The organism is Nesterenkonia ebinurensis (assembly GCF_008711175.1).
Lineage (GTDB): Bacteria > Actinomycetota > Actinomycetes > Actinomycetales > Micrococcaceae > Nesterenkonia > Nesterenkonia ebinurensis.
In genome coordinates this window covers 135181-150555 of record NZ_VWNF01000048.1, presented here as the reverse complement: position 1 = coordinate 150555, position 15375 = coordinate 135181, and the positions used below count along the sequence as shown (strand labels likewise).

The window sequence follows — 15375 nt, the reverse complement described above, 5'->3', positions numbered from 1 at the left end:
ATGGCCAGGCGATAAGTCGCGTTCCGATGCTCTCACCGGTGGCGGTCTCGGTGACCGCGGCTCTGAAGTCGGCGCAACTGATCGCTCGGGTGGTGAAGGCGCTTTCATCGGCTGACGGTGCCCATGACCGCCATCGCGCTGTCCTGGGTCCGTCGGGGTCGTAGGTCGGGGGCGGGATCAGATACGCCCCCGCGATTCCGCCGTCACCGGATTCGAGGTAGTCAGGTAGCGCCGTGCGCGCGCGCCCTCGCTGCGAACTCTGGTGCGGGAAGGCTGGGTCTTGCCATAAGCGGGAACCATCAGGACGATGTGAGGCTCTGACTCTGCCGATGATCACCATCTTCGGGCCCCAAACCCCTGGGCATAGGCCCCACCGACGGAACTCTGCAGCAGCCCGTTCGCCCCGGGACCGAGGTCGAACCCCGCACCCACCGGGGCGAATAGCGGGATCGACCCAAAGAGCGGAGACAGCATCACGATCGCTGAGAGGTCGACCACCAGTACGGCGGGGGCAAACGGTGCGGCCCGAGGCGAAGCGGAAATGGACATGACACCACGATAAAACCAACTCGTTGGTTACGCAACCAACGAGTTGGTTGTTTAACTCGGGATTGATACCTACACTACCGTTATGGCCGATTCTGATGCGACGAAGAGAGCCCTACTGACCGCCGGGAGGGCCGAGTTCGCCCGCTCCGGTCTGGCCGGAGGGCGGATCGATCGGATCGCTGCCGAGGCGGGGGTGAACAAGCAACGCATCTATGCCTATTATGGCAGCAAGAACGGGCTGTTCTCCGCCGTGCTGGCCGAAGCCCTCAACGACTTACTGGAGGTAGTGCCCTTCCCCGAGGTGGGCCCACCGGAGCAGATGATCGCCGACTACGTCGAGACCGTGGGTCGCTACCACCGCGAGAATCCCGAGTTCCTGCGACTGCTGCTCTGGGAGGCACTGGAAGCACCAGAATCAGCAGGCGCCTCTGCTGATCGAGTGGGTAAGTACCGCGAGAAGGTTGACGGCTTCGCCATGCGCTTCCAGCTCCCGCACCCAGACGCTGCGCAGCTGCTGCTCGGAGCCATCGGCCTGGCAGCCTGGCCCAACGCTGTCCCCCAACTGACCGCGCTCATCCTCGCAGACCACGGTCCCGACCCCAGCAGCCAGGCTGCTGAATGGGCCGGGGCCGCGGCCGCTGCCATCGTGCAACCTGGTGCATCATGAGTGAACGCATCATCGCCATCACCGGGGCCACCGATGGCCTGGGCAAAGTAGTAGCCACCGCCCTGGCAGCTGACCCCGAGACCCGGCTCATCCTCCACGGCCGCAGCACCCAGCGCCTGGAAGCGCTGCGGACAGAGCTGAGCGCGAACCCGGCGCAGGTTGACACCGTGCGTGCGGATCTGTCCGAACTTGCCCAGGTCCACCAACTGGCAGACGACATCGCTGCCCACACAGGCAAGCTCACCGTGCTGGTCAACAACGCCGGAGTCGGCTTCGGCGAACCCGATGGCACCACCCGTCGTCTGACCGGTGACGGCAACGAACTGCGTTTCGCGGTCAACTACCTCGCACCCTTCGCCCTCACCCAGCGGCTGGTGCCGCTCCTGAAGGCCGGAGCACCAGCACGCATCGTCCACATCGCCTCCATCGGGCAAGCACCCCTGGACTTCGATGACCTCACCCTGGAACATCACTACACCGGACAACTGGCCTACCGGCGATCCAAGCTCGCCCTGATCACCTACGGCCTAGCACTGGCGAAACGACTCGACCCCCAACAAGTCACCGTCAACAGCGTCCACCCTGGCACCTACATGCCCACCAAGATGGTCCTCGACGCCGTCGGCCACAGCATCGACAGCCTCGACACCGGCGTCGCCGCTGTCCTGCGCCTCATCGGAGACCCATTCCTGACCGGTGTCACCGGTCGCTACTACGAACGCACCACCGAGGCCCAGGCTCGACCAGAGGCTTACCTCGCCGAGAACCAGCAGAGGCTTTGGCAGATCAGTGAAGAACTCACCGCATTGCCGGATAGGGACCTCCCAAGGAGCTGACAGCGCCGTCCAGACTCCGATCAACGGAACTACCACGAGGCGACACCGGAAACCGCAATCGACAGACAGACATAGAACGACTGACATACACCGGATCGAGGAGGAAGCCATGACAGATACTGAGGACCAACGCGCCCAGCGGTTCACCCGAGGCAAACAAGTTCTCGATGCCATCGACGGCGAAGCCGGGGCCAAGGTCATTGACTCGTTGGCCGACATCGCACCCGAGTTGGGCCATCAGATCGTCGCCTGGGGGTTCGGCGAGATTTATTCGCGGCCGGCTCTGCAACCCCAGCAACGACAGCTCGTCACACTGGGAATGCTCACCGCCTTGGGTGGTTGTGAACCACAACTGGAAGTCCATATCGGCGCGTCCTTGAATGTTGGTCTGACTCCTCAGCAGATCATTGAGGCTTTCCTGCACGCCGCGCCCTATTGCGGGTTTCCCAAGGCGCTCAACGCGGTAGCCGTTGCGCGCAAAATCTTCACCGAACGGGAACTGTTACCCCTGACCTGATGGTGGGACCGGCGCCGGTCATCTTCACCGATCGTGACCAGAGCAACTGTAGCCCACAGTGCTGCAGGAGCAATCGTGACCGGCACCTACTACTGAGGTAGGGGGCATCGGTCTTCCAGGTCATGGCAGAGCCTCCCATAGGGGCCAGACCTGCCTACGATGGAGAATGGAAGGAGGTCTCCGCGATGGGTCATATCGATCACCGCACTCAGGTTCAGGAATTTCTCAGCTCTCGGCGTGCACGCATCACTCCGGAGCGTGCCGGTCTGCCCGCTTATGGGAGCAACCGCCGGGTCCAAGGACTGCGCCGGGAAGAGGTGGCTATGCTGGCCGGGGTCTCAGTGGACTACTACGTGAGGCTGGAGCGAGGCAATCTCTCCGGAGCCTCCGAAAACGTGCTGCTGGCCCTGGCCGAGGCATTGCAGTTAGACGAGGCTGAGCGGGATCATCTGTTCAGCCTGGCACGAGCCGCCGGTCCATCACGGCAGTATTCGAGGCTCAAGGAGCAGACCACGGTACGACCGGGGATTCAACAGGTACTGGATGCGATAACGGATACCCCGGCATGGGTCCGCAACAGACGGTATGACATCATCGCCGCCAACACGCTTGGTCGCGCCCTCTACTCGCCATTGTTCGAAGACCCACGACGTCCAGTCAACGCCATCCGGTTCGTGTATCTTGATCGGGCCGCGGGTGATTTCTTTGTTGATTGGGAACAGGTAGCCAGTGATACTGCGGCGAAGCTACGGCTTGAAGCGGGGCGCAACCCTTATGACAAAGCCCTGATCCAGCTGGTCGGTGAACTCTCCACACGCAGCGATTCATTCCGGCAAAGATGGGCCTCCCACGATGTGCGATTCCATCGCAGCGGGCTCAAACGCTACCGGCATCCGGTGGCCGGGCGTCTGGATTTGAATTTCGAATCCATGGAGCTGCCCTCGGAACCAGGCCTGCAGTTGAACGTGTTCACTGCCCCCGCAGGGTCTCCGAGCGCTGATGGGTTGAGCCTCTTGGCCTCCTGGGTCGCGACCAGTGAGCCTGCTGAGACTGCCTCAGAAGCGTCTACCCCCGGAAGAGACTGAGCATGTCGAGCTTTACCATAGGCACCGGCCCTAGCCAGAGATTCAAGGGGTCGACCTTGGGCACAGAGGCCCAGGATTCCGCCGCCGAGACCTGACTGCTGTCTTGGCCGCCCAGGACAGCCCATCGGGGAAGTTCCGCTCAGTTGTTATCCTCGTTGCCGTTGCCGTCGGAGTCCTCGTTGTTTCCGGTGGTTTGGGAGAAGGCGTACCGATATTCGCGTCGGTCATCGAAAGGGGAGTCCGGTGATTCCGGGAAATCTCCTGTGGGGTATTCCCCGGCGATGGTGTTCATGTAGTCCAGCCACATCGGCGCGGCCAGAGTGGAGCCGTAGAACTCTTCGTAGTACTGGTCGTTGATGGTGGAGCCGAATAATGAATTGGTCGAATCAGTGAACCGGCCGATCTGCGCGGTGGTGGTCACCCCTTCGGTGGAGCCGACGAACCAGGTATTGGACCCACTCTGGCTGGTGCCGGTCTTCCCTGCCATCGGGAAGGGAGCAGTGCCTCCGGCGATGGACTCTTCGGCGATGTTGATCAGCGTGTCATTGACCTCGGCAACGATATCGGGGTCGAGCACCTGCTCACATTCAATCTCCGGCACTTGGTAATCGTCGCCCCAGGTGTCCGTGATGCCTAGGATTGCGCGGGGTTCGCAGCGTTCTCCTTCGTTGGCGAAGGTGGCATAGGCCTCAGCCAGGGTCATCGGGGAAAGCTCAGTGGCCCCCAGTACCGCTGAGGGGGTCTGGACGAAGTTGATGGGTTCACCATTGGTGGCAGTAGTGATGCCCAGTCGCTCGGTGACATCGTTGATGGCGCATAAGTCCATGTTGTAAGCGGTGTTCACCGTGGCGGTGTTCACCGAGTAGTAGAGGCCGAAGTCGATGGTCATCTCTTGTTCCAGGTCATCAATGACGTTGACGATCGGCCACGTGGCCTCCGCGCCGTCCTGAGCCACCCGCAGGGGCACCTGCCCGCCGTCCACGCAGCTGGCCTGCCACATATCCCCATCCTCGTATTCGGTCATCCCGGCATCGATCACATCATCCATTGACCCGCCGTCCTCAAGCCATGCCACGGCGATGAATGGCTTGAGTGTGGAGCCTACGGGGAAGCCTCCAGAGCCACCCTGCCTGGAATCGACGTTGAGGTTGATGGTGGTATTGCCGCGTTCGGGGTTTTCCTCATCGGGGTCATACTCGGTCGACTGCGCCATGGTCAGCACATTGCCGGTGCCTGGTTCGACCGAAGTTATCGTGGCCACCGCTCCGGAAGAATCTGCCGCAGGCACCGTCTCCTGGACCGAGGTCTCGGCCTCCAGCTGGGCATCGGGGTCCAGAGTGGTGGTGATTTCTAGGCCCCCGCGCAACAGCAGCTCCTCCCGCTCTTCCGGGGTGTCTCCGAAGGTTTCGTCGGTGAGGATCATGCGCTGGACATAGTCACAGAAGTAGTGGGCGAAATCGGCAGAGATGCACCCCTGGTCTGCTCCCTGGATGTTCAAATCTAATGCGGAGGTCACCGCCTGGTCGTGCTCGTCCTGGGTGATCATCTCGTTGCGCAGCATCGCTGAGAGCACTACGTCCCGGCGCCACTGCGCCGCCTCGGGGTTCGTCGCTGGGTTGTAACCGTTGGGGTTCTGCACCAGTCCAGCGAGGGTGGCGGCTTGGGAGAGATTCAGCTCTGAGGCGCTCACACCCCAGAGGTATTGGGCAGTGGCCTCGACCCCGTAGTTGTTGCCTCCGAAGAACACGATGTTCAGATAGCCTTCCAGGATCTCCTCTTTCGTCATCTCTTGTTCGACTTCGATGGCAAGTCTGGCCTCATGGACCCGGTCAGCAAACGTCGTGGTGTCACCTGAGATCACCAGCCGCTCAGCGCCCCGCAGGTAGTCGGCGTTGAGCAGAGTCTGACTCACATACTGGTGAGTGATGGTGGAGGCACCCTGACGGGTGTCGTTGGTCAGATTGTTCGCCGCAGCTCTGGCCAGAGCACGCACATCGGTGCCGTTGTGCTCATAGAACCGCTCATCTTCTATGGCGATGATCGCGTCCTGCATGACCGGGGCGACCTGCTCCAGCTCCACCGGGTCGCGGTTCTCCGCATAGAAAGTGGCAATTTCGGTTTCACCATCACGGGCATAGATCGTCGAGGGCACGCTGATGGGCTTCTCGCGCATCTCCGGGGGGAATTCGTCCAAGATGTCAGAACCTAGAGAAGCAGTTGCCCCGCCGGTGGCCGCCACCGGCAACAGCAGTCCGGCAGTCAGAGCGCCGCAGAGTGCGCTGACGCCGAGGAAGCTGAGGATCTTTCCCATGGTGGTGGCCGTATAGCGGGGCGCGGAGGGAGGGGTGCTCATCGGTTAGGGGTCTTTCCGGAAACGGCATGAGGGACATCATCTGTGAGCCGAAATAGCTTCAGATGTGGTTGTAGTGAATCTGGAAGGGCAGTCAGGGAAGAAGAGCCTCGTTATCCAGGTATTGGCAGGGCCTCCCACATCGAATGTGGTCCTGGCCGGTCTACGCGCCGCTTTTCGGGGACTGCCCTGATGCTCTTCCGCCTACCGGGCCGGTGGTTTCTGACCCTGGGACTGGCATGGATGCTGGTAGGCCCACTGGTGGGGGTCATAAGCCACACCCATGTCTCCTGGTCGATGTACCCGGTTTTGGTGGGGATACATCTTCAGGTTCCGGCTCGGTTATAGAAGCTTCATAGGGGGCCCTCTTCAGTGTGAACGTCTTCGATCAGGCAGTGTCGAGCGGTGCGGCCAGGTTCATCAATGAGTCGAGGAGCTCCTGAGAAACAGAGGCTGGTGATCCCGGTACTGACAGGGCCTGCCTCTTTCCTGTGCAGGTGCATAGCGTCATGAGCATGGCTCAGTCGGAAAGGCACCGGTCCATCGTTGATGCCCTCTCTCAGAAGCGTCGACACCCCTTCGCGTTCATGGGACTTCTGCTGGTGGGATTGCTGCTCACCGGCGGGCTCTATGCCGCCGCGACAACGGTCAACCAAGTCCAGGGGTCAAACGTCGCTGATGGTTATTCGGCTGAGCAGGTTGAAGAGGGCGAACGTCTGTTTGTGGCCAACTGCGCAACCTGTCACGGCATGAACGCCGAAGGCACCCCGGAGGGACCACCGTCCCTGGTGGGTGTGGGGGCGGCCTCTGTTGATTTCCAGGTCGGGACAGGGCGTATGCCCATGCAGATGAGTGGGCCTCAGGCACGGGCCACTGACCCGGTGTTCAATGATGAGCAGATTGCCCAGCTCGCCGCTTACGTCGCCTCCCTGGGTGCAGGGCCTGCTGTGCCGGATGAGGAATGGCTGGACACTGATCAGGGTGACCCTGCAAGGGGCGGTGAGCTTTTCCGGATCAACTGCGCGATGTGCCACAACGCCGCCGGAGCAGGCGGTGCGCTGACTGGAGGTGCCTATGCACCCAGTCTGCAGGGTGTTGAGGGCAGGTATATCTATGAGGCGATGCGGACTGGGCCTCAGCGGATGCCGGTGTTCAATGAGGCCAATATTCCGCCCTCGGATACCCGCGACATCATCACTTACCTAGAGACTCTGGACGAGCAGGGAAGTCCGGGAGGATTCTCACTGGGTTCCTTGGGCCCGGTCTCCGAGGGGTTGCTGATTTGGACGCTCGGGCTGGCCTTGATCATTGCCGCTATGGTCTGGCTGACCTCTCGATCCTCGTGAATCGACGGGAGGAGGTGCGTGTTGACTGAGAACCCTGATACCGCTGCTGCCGGGCGCGGTCAGCAGTCTTCTGAGGCTTAGGTGGGGGCTCTGTCTTGTCAGGCCGATCAAGCCAAGAACTGAACGTGTGCGGCGACCGGTGACCAGAATCAACTACGCGAGCATGCCCGCAAGCCCGCACTTGGGCACCTTGAAGGACTCAGGAACTTGCTGAACACACGCATGATTACCCGCCCACGACACACGGTCTTTGACCGATATCTTCGAAGTGACTTTCACCTCCCGAGACATGTCCTCCACGTTCCCCGTCCCACTCCTCACATAATTCTCAGATACGCCCTAGGTCCCGTAGGGCATTTTTGCGGGTTTTGAGTTTCCCTGGTCGCTCTTGTTCCCCTTGACCCTAGCGGCAGCGGGCTTGTTCTCCATGCTCTTCTCTGACCCTTCTCCTGGTGCGGCCGTGGTGACCTGGCCACCTAGCACCTACAAACCATATGGCAAGTGATCGAGAAGGAGTGATTGCCTCGACGCTACGCCGAAGGTAGGACCCCTTCCTCCGCGTGGCTACCCCTACTCTCGACTTGTTCTTGGGCGTCGCCTTGGCTTCCATTGGGCAAATCCCACACCCAGCAGAGAAATGGCGCCTCCGATGATGGCAAGTGTGGGCGGTAGTTCGCGGAGAAAAAGCGCTGACATGGCAACAACGATCGCGGGCACAGTGAGTGCGCATGCTGCCACTCGCCCTGCAGGGAAACGTGTCATGGCATAGCCCCAGAACCAGAAGGCCAGCGCGGTAGGACCTATGCCCAAGTAAAGAGCAGCGATAAGTGTGCTGGGTGAAGCGACTGAGACCTCGGTAATGGTCTGCCCGAGGAAGGGAAGCAGTGACACAGCACCTGCGGTGCACCCAAGCCAGGTAGCAGTCAACGGGTTCGTTTCTCGCAGTGCGAGCTTCTGCACCAGAGTACCTCCTGCAAAGAGGAACGCAGCCAGTAAAGCCAGCAGAATCCCCGCAACGGCCAACTCTCCAGTGCTGCCGGCTGCTGTGATGAGTCCTATACCCATCAGAGAGATGATCATGCCTACCAGAAGGCGTCCAGAAAAGCGCTCGTTAAAAACCAGCGCCGCTCCTATCGCCACCAGCAATGGGTTCACATTGACAAGCAGGGACACCGTCCCGGCATCAGTGAAATGGTGTGCCCAGTTGAACACCACCGTGTAGAGAGCGAACCACAGAATTCCATAGACGGCCGCGAAAATAAGTGCTTTGCGGTTAGGCAGATGCAGGGAAGCCCGGCGGAAGACGGCAAGTAAGACGGTGAGAACGACCACCCCCGCCACCAGTCGTAATAATGCCAACGGAATCGGTGAGAGCTCTGGAGCCACTCCACGGGCCAGGACGAAGGCTGAGGCCCACATGATGACAGTGCCGATGATGGCACCCACGGCCAATATCTGGGTAGGTGCTTGGTTCTTCGCTTGTTGGGTCATAGCACCCATCCTGCGAGACACATGGATGCAGAACAAGCGAATATTTGTGCCTATTCACTTAGTAAATCTGTACAATGTGATTGTGCTTGATCTTCATCGACTACGGATCTTCCGGGCAGTTCTCACTGAAGGGACTGTCAACGGGGCAGCAGCAAACCTGCGATACACATCATCAGCGATCAGCCAGCAGCTCCAGACCCTCCAGCGCGAGACTGGTGTCATTCTGCTGGAACGCAAGGGACGCCGGGTCGCGCTCACCGCAGCAGGGGAACTGTTCGCGCAGAAAGCCGAGGAGCTCCTTGCGCACGCTGCAGAAGTCGAGGACTTCGTCGCGGATCTCAAGCGTGGCAGGACAGGGACACTCACCGTGGCGCATATCGCCTCCATAGGGCCGACCTGGATCCCCACTATCGCTGCGAACCTTGCTGAACAGTACCCTCAGCTCAGCCTCAATCTCCGACTGTGGGAAACGTTACGGGCCTCCGGCGCCGAAGCTGATGTCGAAATATACGTTGACTATGCAGGAGTCCGCGAGCTGCCGGACTACCATTCCATTCAGCTATTGAACGAGCCATATGTTGCAGTAGTTCCCGCACACCACTGGGCAGCGGAACGTGACGAAGTAGCACTTCAAGACCTTAGGGAAGAAACCTGGGTCGACAACGATGTGACCAAGGGAATCTGCCGACAGGTTCTGCTGGATGCGTGCGCTTCCCGCGGTTTTACCCCAGCGTTCCGCCTTGAGACTCAAGACTATGCCTCTGCGGTGGCCTTCGTAGAGACCGGGAGCGGAATCACTGTGCTTCCCCGCCTGAGCTTCGACAGTGTCCGCGCCGATGACCAGAGAGTAGCTGCAGTCCCCGTGGTCGATCCTGCACCCACGAGAACTCTCGCCGTCCGGTACAAAAAGAACCTGGCCGGACAACCAGTCATCAAGCACCTGCTGAATCTCTTAGAGGAAAAGATCGACGAGTTACCGACCTAGAAAACTCTCAATAGCTCGTCACTGTCTGCGGGCCTGGGCGAGGGCGGCTGAGCTTAAGGGCGTCCCAGTCAGCAGAACAGCCGCAGCCACAGTTGCAGCGACTTTTGCAGGCTGTGAGGATTGAAAGTGGCTGGTCTGGGACTGGCTGGCAGGGTGGGTACCGGCCGTTCCGCCCCGTGATCGTGGCTCATTTGCGACCTGGCTCCGATGGATGCCCTTCGTGGGACTTGCCCGACCACCGGGGTGGTCGGCCGGCACCTGCCCGGCCCACTCCGGTGACTTGACCAGAAGGTTGTCCGCCGACTGACGGCGTGACTCGTCACAGTGCTGTTCCGAAGTGACCTCTCCCCGGACTGGTACCGGCCGACAGCGGCCAAACCACATCCGCTACAGAGAGGAACGAAGCCATGCCCGCTGCATCTATCGTCGCGCATTCACGCTCGTTTGTCGTCGGCGTCGATACACACGCCCGCCACCACGTCTATGCCATCATCACCACGGCCGGTGAACTGCTCGATACCCGCCAGTTCCCGACCACCAACGCAGGCATCAACCGGGCGATCGCTTGGGCGGGTCGTCGCACCGGTGGTGATGCTGAGACACTGTGGGTAATCGAGGGGGCCGCCACGTATGGGGCCGTGCTCGCCGGGACTGTCAGCGCCGCAGGGTACGAGGTCGCCGAGGCCACCCAAATGAGTGCTCGAACCCGCCGCGGTATCGGCAAGTCCGATGCGTTGGACGCCCACCGGATTGCTGCCGCTGTCCTCCCGTTCACTGAGGAGCAGTTGCGCCGCCCCCGCCTGAACGAAGGAGTCCGGCAGACCTTACGCGTGCTCGTCTCAGCTCGGGAGACGATGACCGATGAGCGCACCCGGATGGTGAACACCCTGACCGCGCTGTTGGGCGCCAACGACCTCGGGAGAGACGCACGCAGGTCACTGACCGGCACTCGGATCGCGGAGGTGTCCCGGTGGCGTTGCCGCGATGAAGACCTTGCCCTGTCTATCGCCCGTTCTGAGGCAATCCGGCTAGCCCAGCACATCATCGAACTCGATGACACCCTCACGAAGAATCTCGCTCAGATCCGAGAGCTCGTCGAGGTCAGCGAAGCCGCCCCACTGCTGGCAGAGAAGGGGTTCGGGCCGGTCACCGCAGCGATCTGCCTCACCACGTGGTCGCATCCCGGCAGGGTGAGTTCAGAGGCCGCGTTCGCGTCTCTAGCTGGGGTCAACCCGATCCCGGCATAGTCGGGGAACACGATCCGGCACCGCCTCAACCGCGGCGGCGACCGACGCTTGAACAAGGCCCTGCACATGGTCTCGATCAACCGGATGGCCCACGACGCCAAAACCCGGGCCTACGTCGAGAAACGAGCCAGGGAAGGACGAACTGTCAAAAAGAGATCCGCCGATGCGTCAAGCGATACCTCGCCCGCCGCGTCTACCGGACACTCAACGCAGCGACCCCGCTCCCGAGCACTGCTTGACATCTATAGAAGGGTCACACGGCACCCCGTTGGGGAGCAAAGTAGCGACGCCCACTTTGTTGTGATTATGCGCCTATGACCTATCGTGAAGCAGACGCGCGAAGGTCGGGCACTGCCCAGCATCGTACTGATCCCTACCGCTGTGCCCGACACAGTCGAGGTCGACCAGTATGCGCCGCTTGTGCAGCCGGAGCGTCTGTGGATGAAGACGTCACTCCGGGCCAGCGGAAGATGCGTCTACTGCTACGGCTGATCGGCGGCAGCGATCAGCCTCCGGTGGATGGTCGAGCCCCAGGTCTCGGTGATCGACGCGGTCAACGTGGTGAGGACGGATGAGATCGTGTCGTGGGCGTCGTCGTGGAGGGCTTCGGCGACGATCAGGACCTCGCTGCTGGTCTCACGGACCGCGGAGGTCGCGCTCTGCCGGTGTGTCCAGCGGCGTGCGTGGGCCTGCCCGGCGTCGTCGGCGAAGATCACCTCACCTCGCGCAGGGTGTTCGATGTCGCCGTTGAACGCCGCATACCGCTCCGAACCCACGGCGGACCGCACCGTCAGGTCCCCACTGACATGGGCGAGGTCGAACACCGCGATCGGCACCGCGTGGCTGATAGAGACGTGATTGCACAGATCAACCAGCGGATGGATACGTGGCAGGTCTCCGGTCTTGTTCAGGCGACGCAGCAGCGACTCGGCGGCGCACCGATACTGTGTCGGCTTCAACCCCATCTCCGAGAATGCGTGACGCCATGCCTGGATCTCGGGGAACTCGCTGAGCCGCTCAGCTTCAAGCCGCTGTCGTGCGGTGGCCAATAGTCGGGGCAGGTGGTGACTGACGTCGGCGGTCGCGGTGATCCGGTCGGCATGGATCACCGCGGTCACCAGACTCGGATGCCTGGTGGTGATCTCGGACGCGTAACTCAACTGCATGCAGGCAGTCCCTCCTCGGCGGTGTCGCAGGTACCTTCATCTATTCTTCTGCTACTTGGCATACCAGTGAGTGCCAAGCTCGCAGTAGAATGGTGTGCCAAATGACCGGTTCCGATTTCCTCCAACTTGACCCCAGCCAGACTCCCCGCAATGGACGAACGGCGTGGCTGGCCGAGCGACTGCGTGCTGCGATTACCGACGGCACCCTCGGAGTTGGCGCGAGACTTCCGGCAACCCGTGTTCTGGCGGCAGATCTCTCGATGGCACGCGGCACGGTCGCTGAAGCCTACAAACGGCTCACCGAGGAGGGCCTGCTGGTCACCAACCAGGGAGGCGGCACCACGGTCGCGGACCTTCCGGTTAGTGCTGCGACCCCGCCTCTGCCTCACCTAAGAGAGGCTTCGCCCGAGCAGCCCCTCCTGGAGGTCTCCTCCGGGATGCCCGATCTCACCTCGTTCCCGCGTGCGGCGTGGCTGAGAGCCGAACGGCAGGTGCTCGCCACCGCAGGCAGCGAAGAGCTCGGCTACGCGGACCCGCAAGGTGCGCACCGCCTCAGAGTTGCGCTTGCAGGCTGGTTGGCGCGCAGCCGGGGTGTCTCAGTGGCTGCTGACCGGGTGATCATCACCGCAGGGGTGACCGGGGCGCTGAGCTTGCTTGCACAGGTGCTTCGCGACCGGGGCGTTGCCACCTGCGCGATCGAAGACCCCGGGGCTGATGGGAACCGGCGCATCCTCGACTACTGGATGGATGACATCACACCGGTGCCGGTGGACGAGCACGGTCTGGACGTCACCGGTCTCGCTGGAACCGGGGAACGAGCCGTCCTGATCACCCCAGCCCACCAGTTCCCGACCGGGGTAGTGCTCTCGCCCCAGCGACGACGTGAGCTGCTGACATGGGCCCAAGAGGTCGACGGGCTGGTGATCGAGGATGACTACGATTCCGAGTACCGCTACGACCGGACCCCGGTCCGGGCGGTGCACGCGGGGGCACCCGAACGCGTCGCCCATATCTCCAGCCTCTCCAAGGTCCTCGCTCCGGCTCTGCGACTGGGCTGGCTCATCGCCCCCCAAGCCCTCCACGATGAGCTGGTGCGCAAGCGGTGGGCAACCGATCTCGGCTCACCCGCATTGCCGCAACTGGCTCTGGCCCAGCTGATCGAGTCCGGGACGCTGGAACGCCACCTAAGGTCTCTGCGACTCCGCCACCGTGAGCGCCGCGACGCAGCAGTCGATGCCATCGAACGCTCCCTGCCCGGCTGCGCGATTGAGGGCATCGCGGCCGGTCTGCATCTCGTCGTTCGTCTTCCCGAGCACCTAGACGACGCCGAGATCACGGCACGTGTTCGTCAAGCGGGTATCCAGGTCCAACCGCTCTCACAACACCGCTTCAATCCAGGTCCGCCTGGGCTGGTCATCGGATACGGGCCACACCCGATCCCACGGCTACAACAAGCCATCAAGAGCATCGGGGAGGCCATTCGCCCGCTGCTACGGCAGCGCTGAACTGATAGGACTCGGTGAGCAGCGGCTACTGGCTGGTGAGCGCAAGCATCCCGGCAAGGACCACGAATGAGACTGCGAAGGCCCGGCTGATCCAGTGCATCACGACCGGTTTGCCGATGACGTACTGTCGCACCCATGCTGCACACAGTCCGTAGACGGCGAAGATCGCCACGGTGATCGCCATGAACACCGCCCCGAGGCCAGCCATGCCAGCAAACGCGCCTGGCTCGTTCGGGTCGATGAACATCGGCAGGAACACGAAGAAGAACACGGTCAGCTTTGGGTTCAGCAGGTTCACCAATACGGCACTGCCGATCGTCCTCAGCACCGTGGGTTTAGTGTCCTCGTTCTCCTCGTTAGAGGGTAGGGCGAACACGCCACTCTGGCGCCAGATACCCCACCCCATGTAGAGCAGATACGCGACCCCAAGCCACTTCACGATCCCGAACGCCACCGGATTCGCGGCCATCACCGCAGCGGCTCCCGAGAGTGCGAGCACCATATGCGGCACGATCCCCAGCGTGCACCCCACTGCAGCCACCAAGCCGCTATGGGCACCGCGCGTCAGGCCGGCAGCGACAGTGAACAGTGCGCCTGTACCGGGCGTGGCCGTCACCACGATCGAGGTCACCCAGAACTCCCACGACACCCCTCCAGTATTCGAACAATTTGGCATACCTGAAAGCGCCAAGCACATCTAGATCGAGTAGTCCAAATTCCGTATGGGCAGAGCAGCGCTACGACCAAACCAGGCAACTATGACGAGCATGGAACGCCCCAGGGCGGGTAGTTGGATGTCTCGGGCACGCAAGATCCTAGGGGGTAAGTGAAGTTCGTCTTCCTACGAAGTCCCAGGTCAGAGGCCAAATCGGGGAGAGAAAATATAGATGGAATTGTGGCGAATACCACATGGCGTATCTGGCAGCCCTAAATACGAGGGCTGCTACGGGCCTAGATCACCCCGTCGAGCTGTAAAAGTGACTTTATCCAGAATGGCTAGTAGTTACTGTTCGCTAGCGTTTCATAATCGTGCGAACGATCAGGTGGCAGGCGAGTGCCGCAGGAATGAGCACTGCGCTACCTAGCGCGCGATCTTTCGTCGTCAGAGGCCGATTGTCGCGGGAGAGTTCTTGGCTGGCTGCTCTTGTCCCGGGGAGCATCACAGGCAGGGCGCTGACTACACCAGCGGTGTATCTCCTGGTCACCGCTGAAGCGGCCAGATGCGTGAAGACATGTCCTTCGAGTCCTGCGGTCACTGCTCGATACAGCTGTGATCTGCCCTCGGTGCGGGCACCGCGGACGCAGGCGAAGCCAACCAGGGTGCCCATCAGTCCCACCGCTGCCCATGATTGCCGAGAGTTCATGCGCAAGGATTCGAAGCCGGTGCGGTCGGCCAGATAGTCGCATGTTGCAGGGAAGGTTGCAGCCTCTTCAACATCGTGTAGCACCCATGAAAGAAAGAGCAGTATCGGCCCTCGACGCTTTCGCGGATATGGCTGCTCTGGTCTCGTCACCTAAGTAGTCTCCCAGAGCTTTCAGTCAGCTTTGAAGCGGGGGAGGCCTAGCAGCGGCACTTCGACGAGCCACGAGGGTCAGTTTCATCGCTACGCCTCTCAAGAGCACACGTCAGC

The 15375-nt window shown here is 61.5% G+C and carries 13 protein-coding genes and 1 pseudogene; 8 read left to right on the top strand and 6 right to left on the bottom strand.

The window, feature by feature from the left end; all coding sequences use genetic code 11:
* Positions 1 to 333: 333 nt before the first annotated feature.
* The gene (locus tag F0311_RS16095; RefSeq protein WP_150462965.1) at positions 334 to 549 is read right to left on the bottom strand and encodes a hypothetical protein; all 216 of its coding nucleotides are present in this window, start codon (positions 547 to 549) and stop codon (positions 334 to 336) included.
* Positions 550 to 631: 82 nt separating this feature from the next.
* Here F0311_RS16095 and F0311_RS16090 point away from each other — a divergent pair, with 82 nt between their 5' ends.
* From F0311_RS16090 to F0311_RS16075, 4 genes are all read left to right on the top strand, one after another.
* On the top strand, positions 632 to 1216 hold the full coding sequence (locus F0311_RS16090) for a TetR/AcrR family transcriptional regulator (protein WP_150462964.1): 585 nt from the start codon (positions 632 to 634) through the stop codon (positions 1214 to 1216).
* Entirely contained in the window at positions 1213 to 2052 is an 840-nt protein-coding gene (locus F0311_RS16085) for an SDR family NAD(P)-dependent oxidoreductase (RefSeq protein WP_150462963.1), read from the top strand. Before F0311_RS16090 ends, F0311_RS16085 begins: the two co-directional genes overlap by 4 nt.
* Before the next feature lie 109 nt (positions 2053 to 2161).
* A complete protein-coding gene (locus F0311_RS16080) occupies positions 2162 to 2569 on the top strand; it encodes a carboxymuconolactone decarboxylase family protein (RefSeq protein ID WP_150462962.1) in 408 nt (135 codons plus the stop codon).
* 185 nt (positions 2570 to 2754) lie between these two features.
* Complete coding sequence (locus F0311_RS16075) at positions 2755 to 3654, top strand: helix-turn-helix domain-containing protein (RefSeq protein WP_150462961.1); 900 nt, start codon at positions 2755 to 2757, stop codon at positions 3652 to 3654.
* Between the two features lie 139 nt (positions 3655 to 3793).
* Here F0311_RS16075 and F0311_RS16070 read toward each other — a convergent pair whose 3' ends face one another.
* Positions 3794 to 6007, bottom strand: a complete 2214-nt coding sequence (locus F0311_RS16070; protein WP_150462960.1) for a transglycosylase domain-containing protein — start codon at positions 6005 to 6007, stop codon at positions 3794 to 3796.
* A 512-nt stretch (positions 6008 to 6519) separates the two neighbouring features.
* Between F0311_RS16070 and qcrC the strand changes: the two genes are divergently transcribed.
* Positions 6520 to 7350, top strand: coding sequence for a cytochrome bc1 complex diheme cytochrome c subunit (gene qcrC / locus F0311_RS16065; protein WP_150462959.1), 831 nt, complete (start codon positions 6520 to 6522; stop codon positions 7348 to 7350).
* Positions 7351 to 7920: 570 nt separating this feature from the next.
* Here the strand turns inward: qcrC and F0311_RS16060 are convergent.
* Positions 7921 to 8841 (bottom strand): DMT family transporter, encoded by a 921-nt coding sequence (locus tag F0311_RS16060; RefSeq protein ID WP_191089985.1) that lies wholly within the window; start codon positions 8839 to 8841, stop codon positions 7921 to 7923.
* 82 nt (positions 8842 to 8923) lie between these two features.
* Here F0311_RS16060 and F0311_RS16055 point away from each other — a divergent pair, with 82 nt between their 5' ends.
* Both F0311_RS16055 and F0311_RS16050 read left to right on the top strand, forming a co-directional pair.
* The gene (locus tag F0311_RS16055) at positions 8924 to 9826 is read left to right on the top strand and encodes a LysR family transcriptional regulator (RefSeq protein WP_191089984.1); all 903 of its coding nucleotides are present in this window, start codon (positions 8924 to 8926) and stop codon (positions 9824 to 9826) included.
* A 407-nt stretch (positions 9827 to 10233) separates the two neighbouring features.
* Positions 10234 to 11312 (top strand): annotated as a pseudogene (locus tag F0311_RS16050) (IS110 family transposase).
* 243 nt (positions 11313 to 11555) lie between these two features.
* Here the strand turns inward: F0311_RS16050 and F0311_RS16045 are convergent.
* Positions 11556 to 12239 (bottom strand): B3/B4 domain-containing protein, encoded by a 684-nt coding sequence (locus F0311_RS16045; protein WP_150462956.1) that lies wholly within the window; start codon positions 12237 to 12239, stop codon positions 11556 to 11558.
* A 101-nt stretch (positions 12240 to 12340) separates the two neighbouring features.
* Here F0311_RS16045 and pdxR point away from each other — a divergent pair, with 101 nt between their 5' ends.
* A complete protein-coding gene (gene pdxR, locus F0311_RS16040) occupies positions 12341 to 13744 on the top strand; it encodes a MocR-like pyridoxine biosynthesis transcription factor PdxR (protein WP_150462955.1) in 1404 nt (467 codons plus the stop codon).
* A gap of 25 nt (positions 13745 to 13769) precedes the next feature.
* Here pdxR and F0311_RS16035 read toward each other — a convergent pair whose 3' ends face one another.
* Both F0311_RS16035 and F0311_RS16030 read right to left on the bottom strand, forming a co-directional pair.
* A complete protein-coding gene (locus F0311_RS16035) occupies positions 13770 to 14375 on the bottom strand; it encodes a LysE family translocator (protein ID WP_223881427.1) in 606 nt (201 codons plus the stop codon).
* Between the two features lie 382 nt (positions 14376 to 14757).
* Positions 14758 to 15258 (bottom strand): HXXEE domain-containing protein, encoded by a 501-nt coding sequence (locus F0311_RS16030; RefSeq protein ID WP_150462953.1) that lies wholly within the window; start codon positions 15256 to 15258, stop codon positions 14758 to 14760.
* Between the last annotated feature and the right edge of the window lie 117 nt (positions 15259 to 15375).

Bases quoted from the DNA above. Each gene is read 5' to 3' on its own strand.
- F0311_RS16095 (WP_150462965.1), bottom strand. From the start codon at position 549: ATGTCCATTTCCGCTTCGCCTCGGGCCGCACCGTTTGCCCCCGCCGTA.
- F0311_RS16045 (WP_150462956.1), bottom strand. From the start codon at position 12,239: ATGCAGTTGAGTTACGCGTCCGAGATCACCACCAGGCATCCGAGTCTG.
- F0311_RS16060 (WP_191089985.1), bottom strand. From the start codon at position 8,841: ATGACCCAACAAGCGAAGAACCAAGCACCTACCCAGATATTGGCCGTG.
- pdxR (WP_150462955.1), top strand. From the start codon at position 12,341: ATGACCGGTTCCGATTTCCTCCAACTTGACCCCAGCCAGACTCCCCGC.
- F0311_RS16080 (WP_150462962.1), top strand. From the start codon at position 2,162: ATGACAGATACTGAGGACCAACGCGCCCAGCGGTTCACCCGAGGCAAA.
- qcrC (WP_150462959.1), top strand. From the start codon at position 6,520: ATGGCTCAGTCGGAAAGGCACCGGTCCATCGTTGATGCCCTCTCTCAG.
- F0311_RS16090 (WP_150462964.1), top strand. From the start codon at position 632: ATGGCCGATTCTGATGCGACGAAGAGAGCCCTACTGACCGCCGGGAGG.
- F0311_RS16070 (WP_150462960.1), bottom strand. From the start codon at position 6,007: ATGAGCACCCCTCCCTCCGCGCCCCGCTATACGGCCACCACCATGGGA.
- F0311_RS16085 (WP_150462963.1), top strand. From the start codon at position 1,213: ATGAGTGAACGCATCATCGCCATCACCGGGGCCACCGATGGCCTGGGC.
- F0311_RS16075 (WP_150462961.1), top strand. From the start codon at position 2,755: ATGGGTCATATCGATCACCGCACTCAGGTTCAGGAATTTCTCAGCTCT.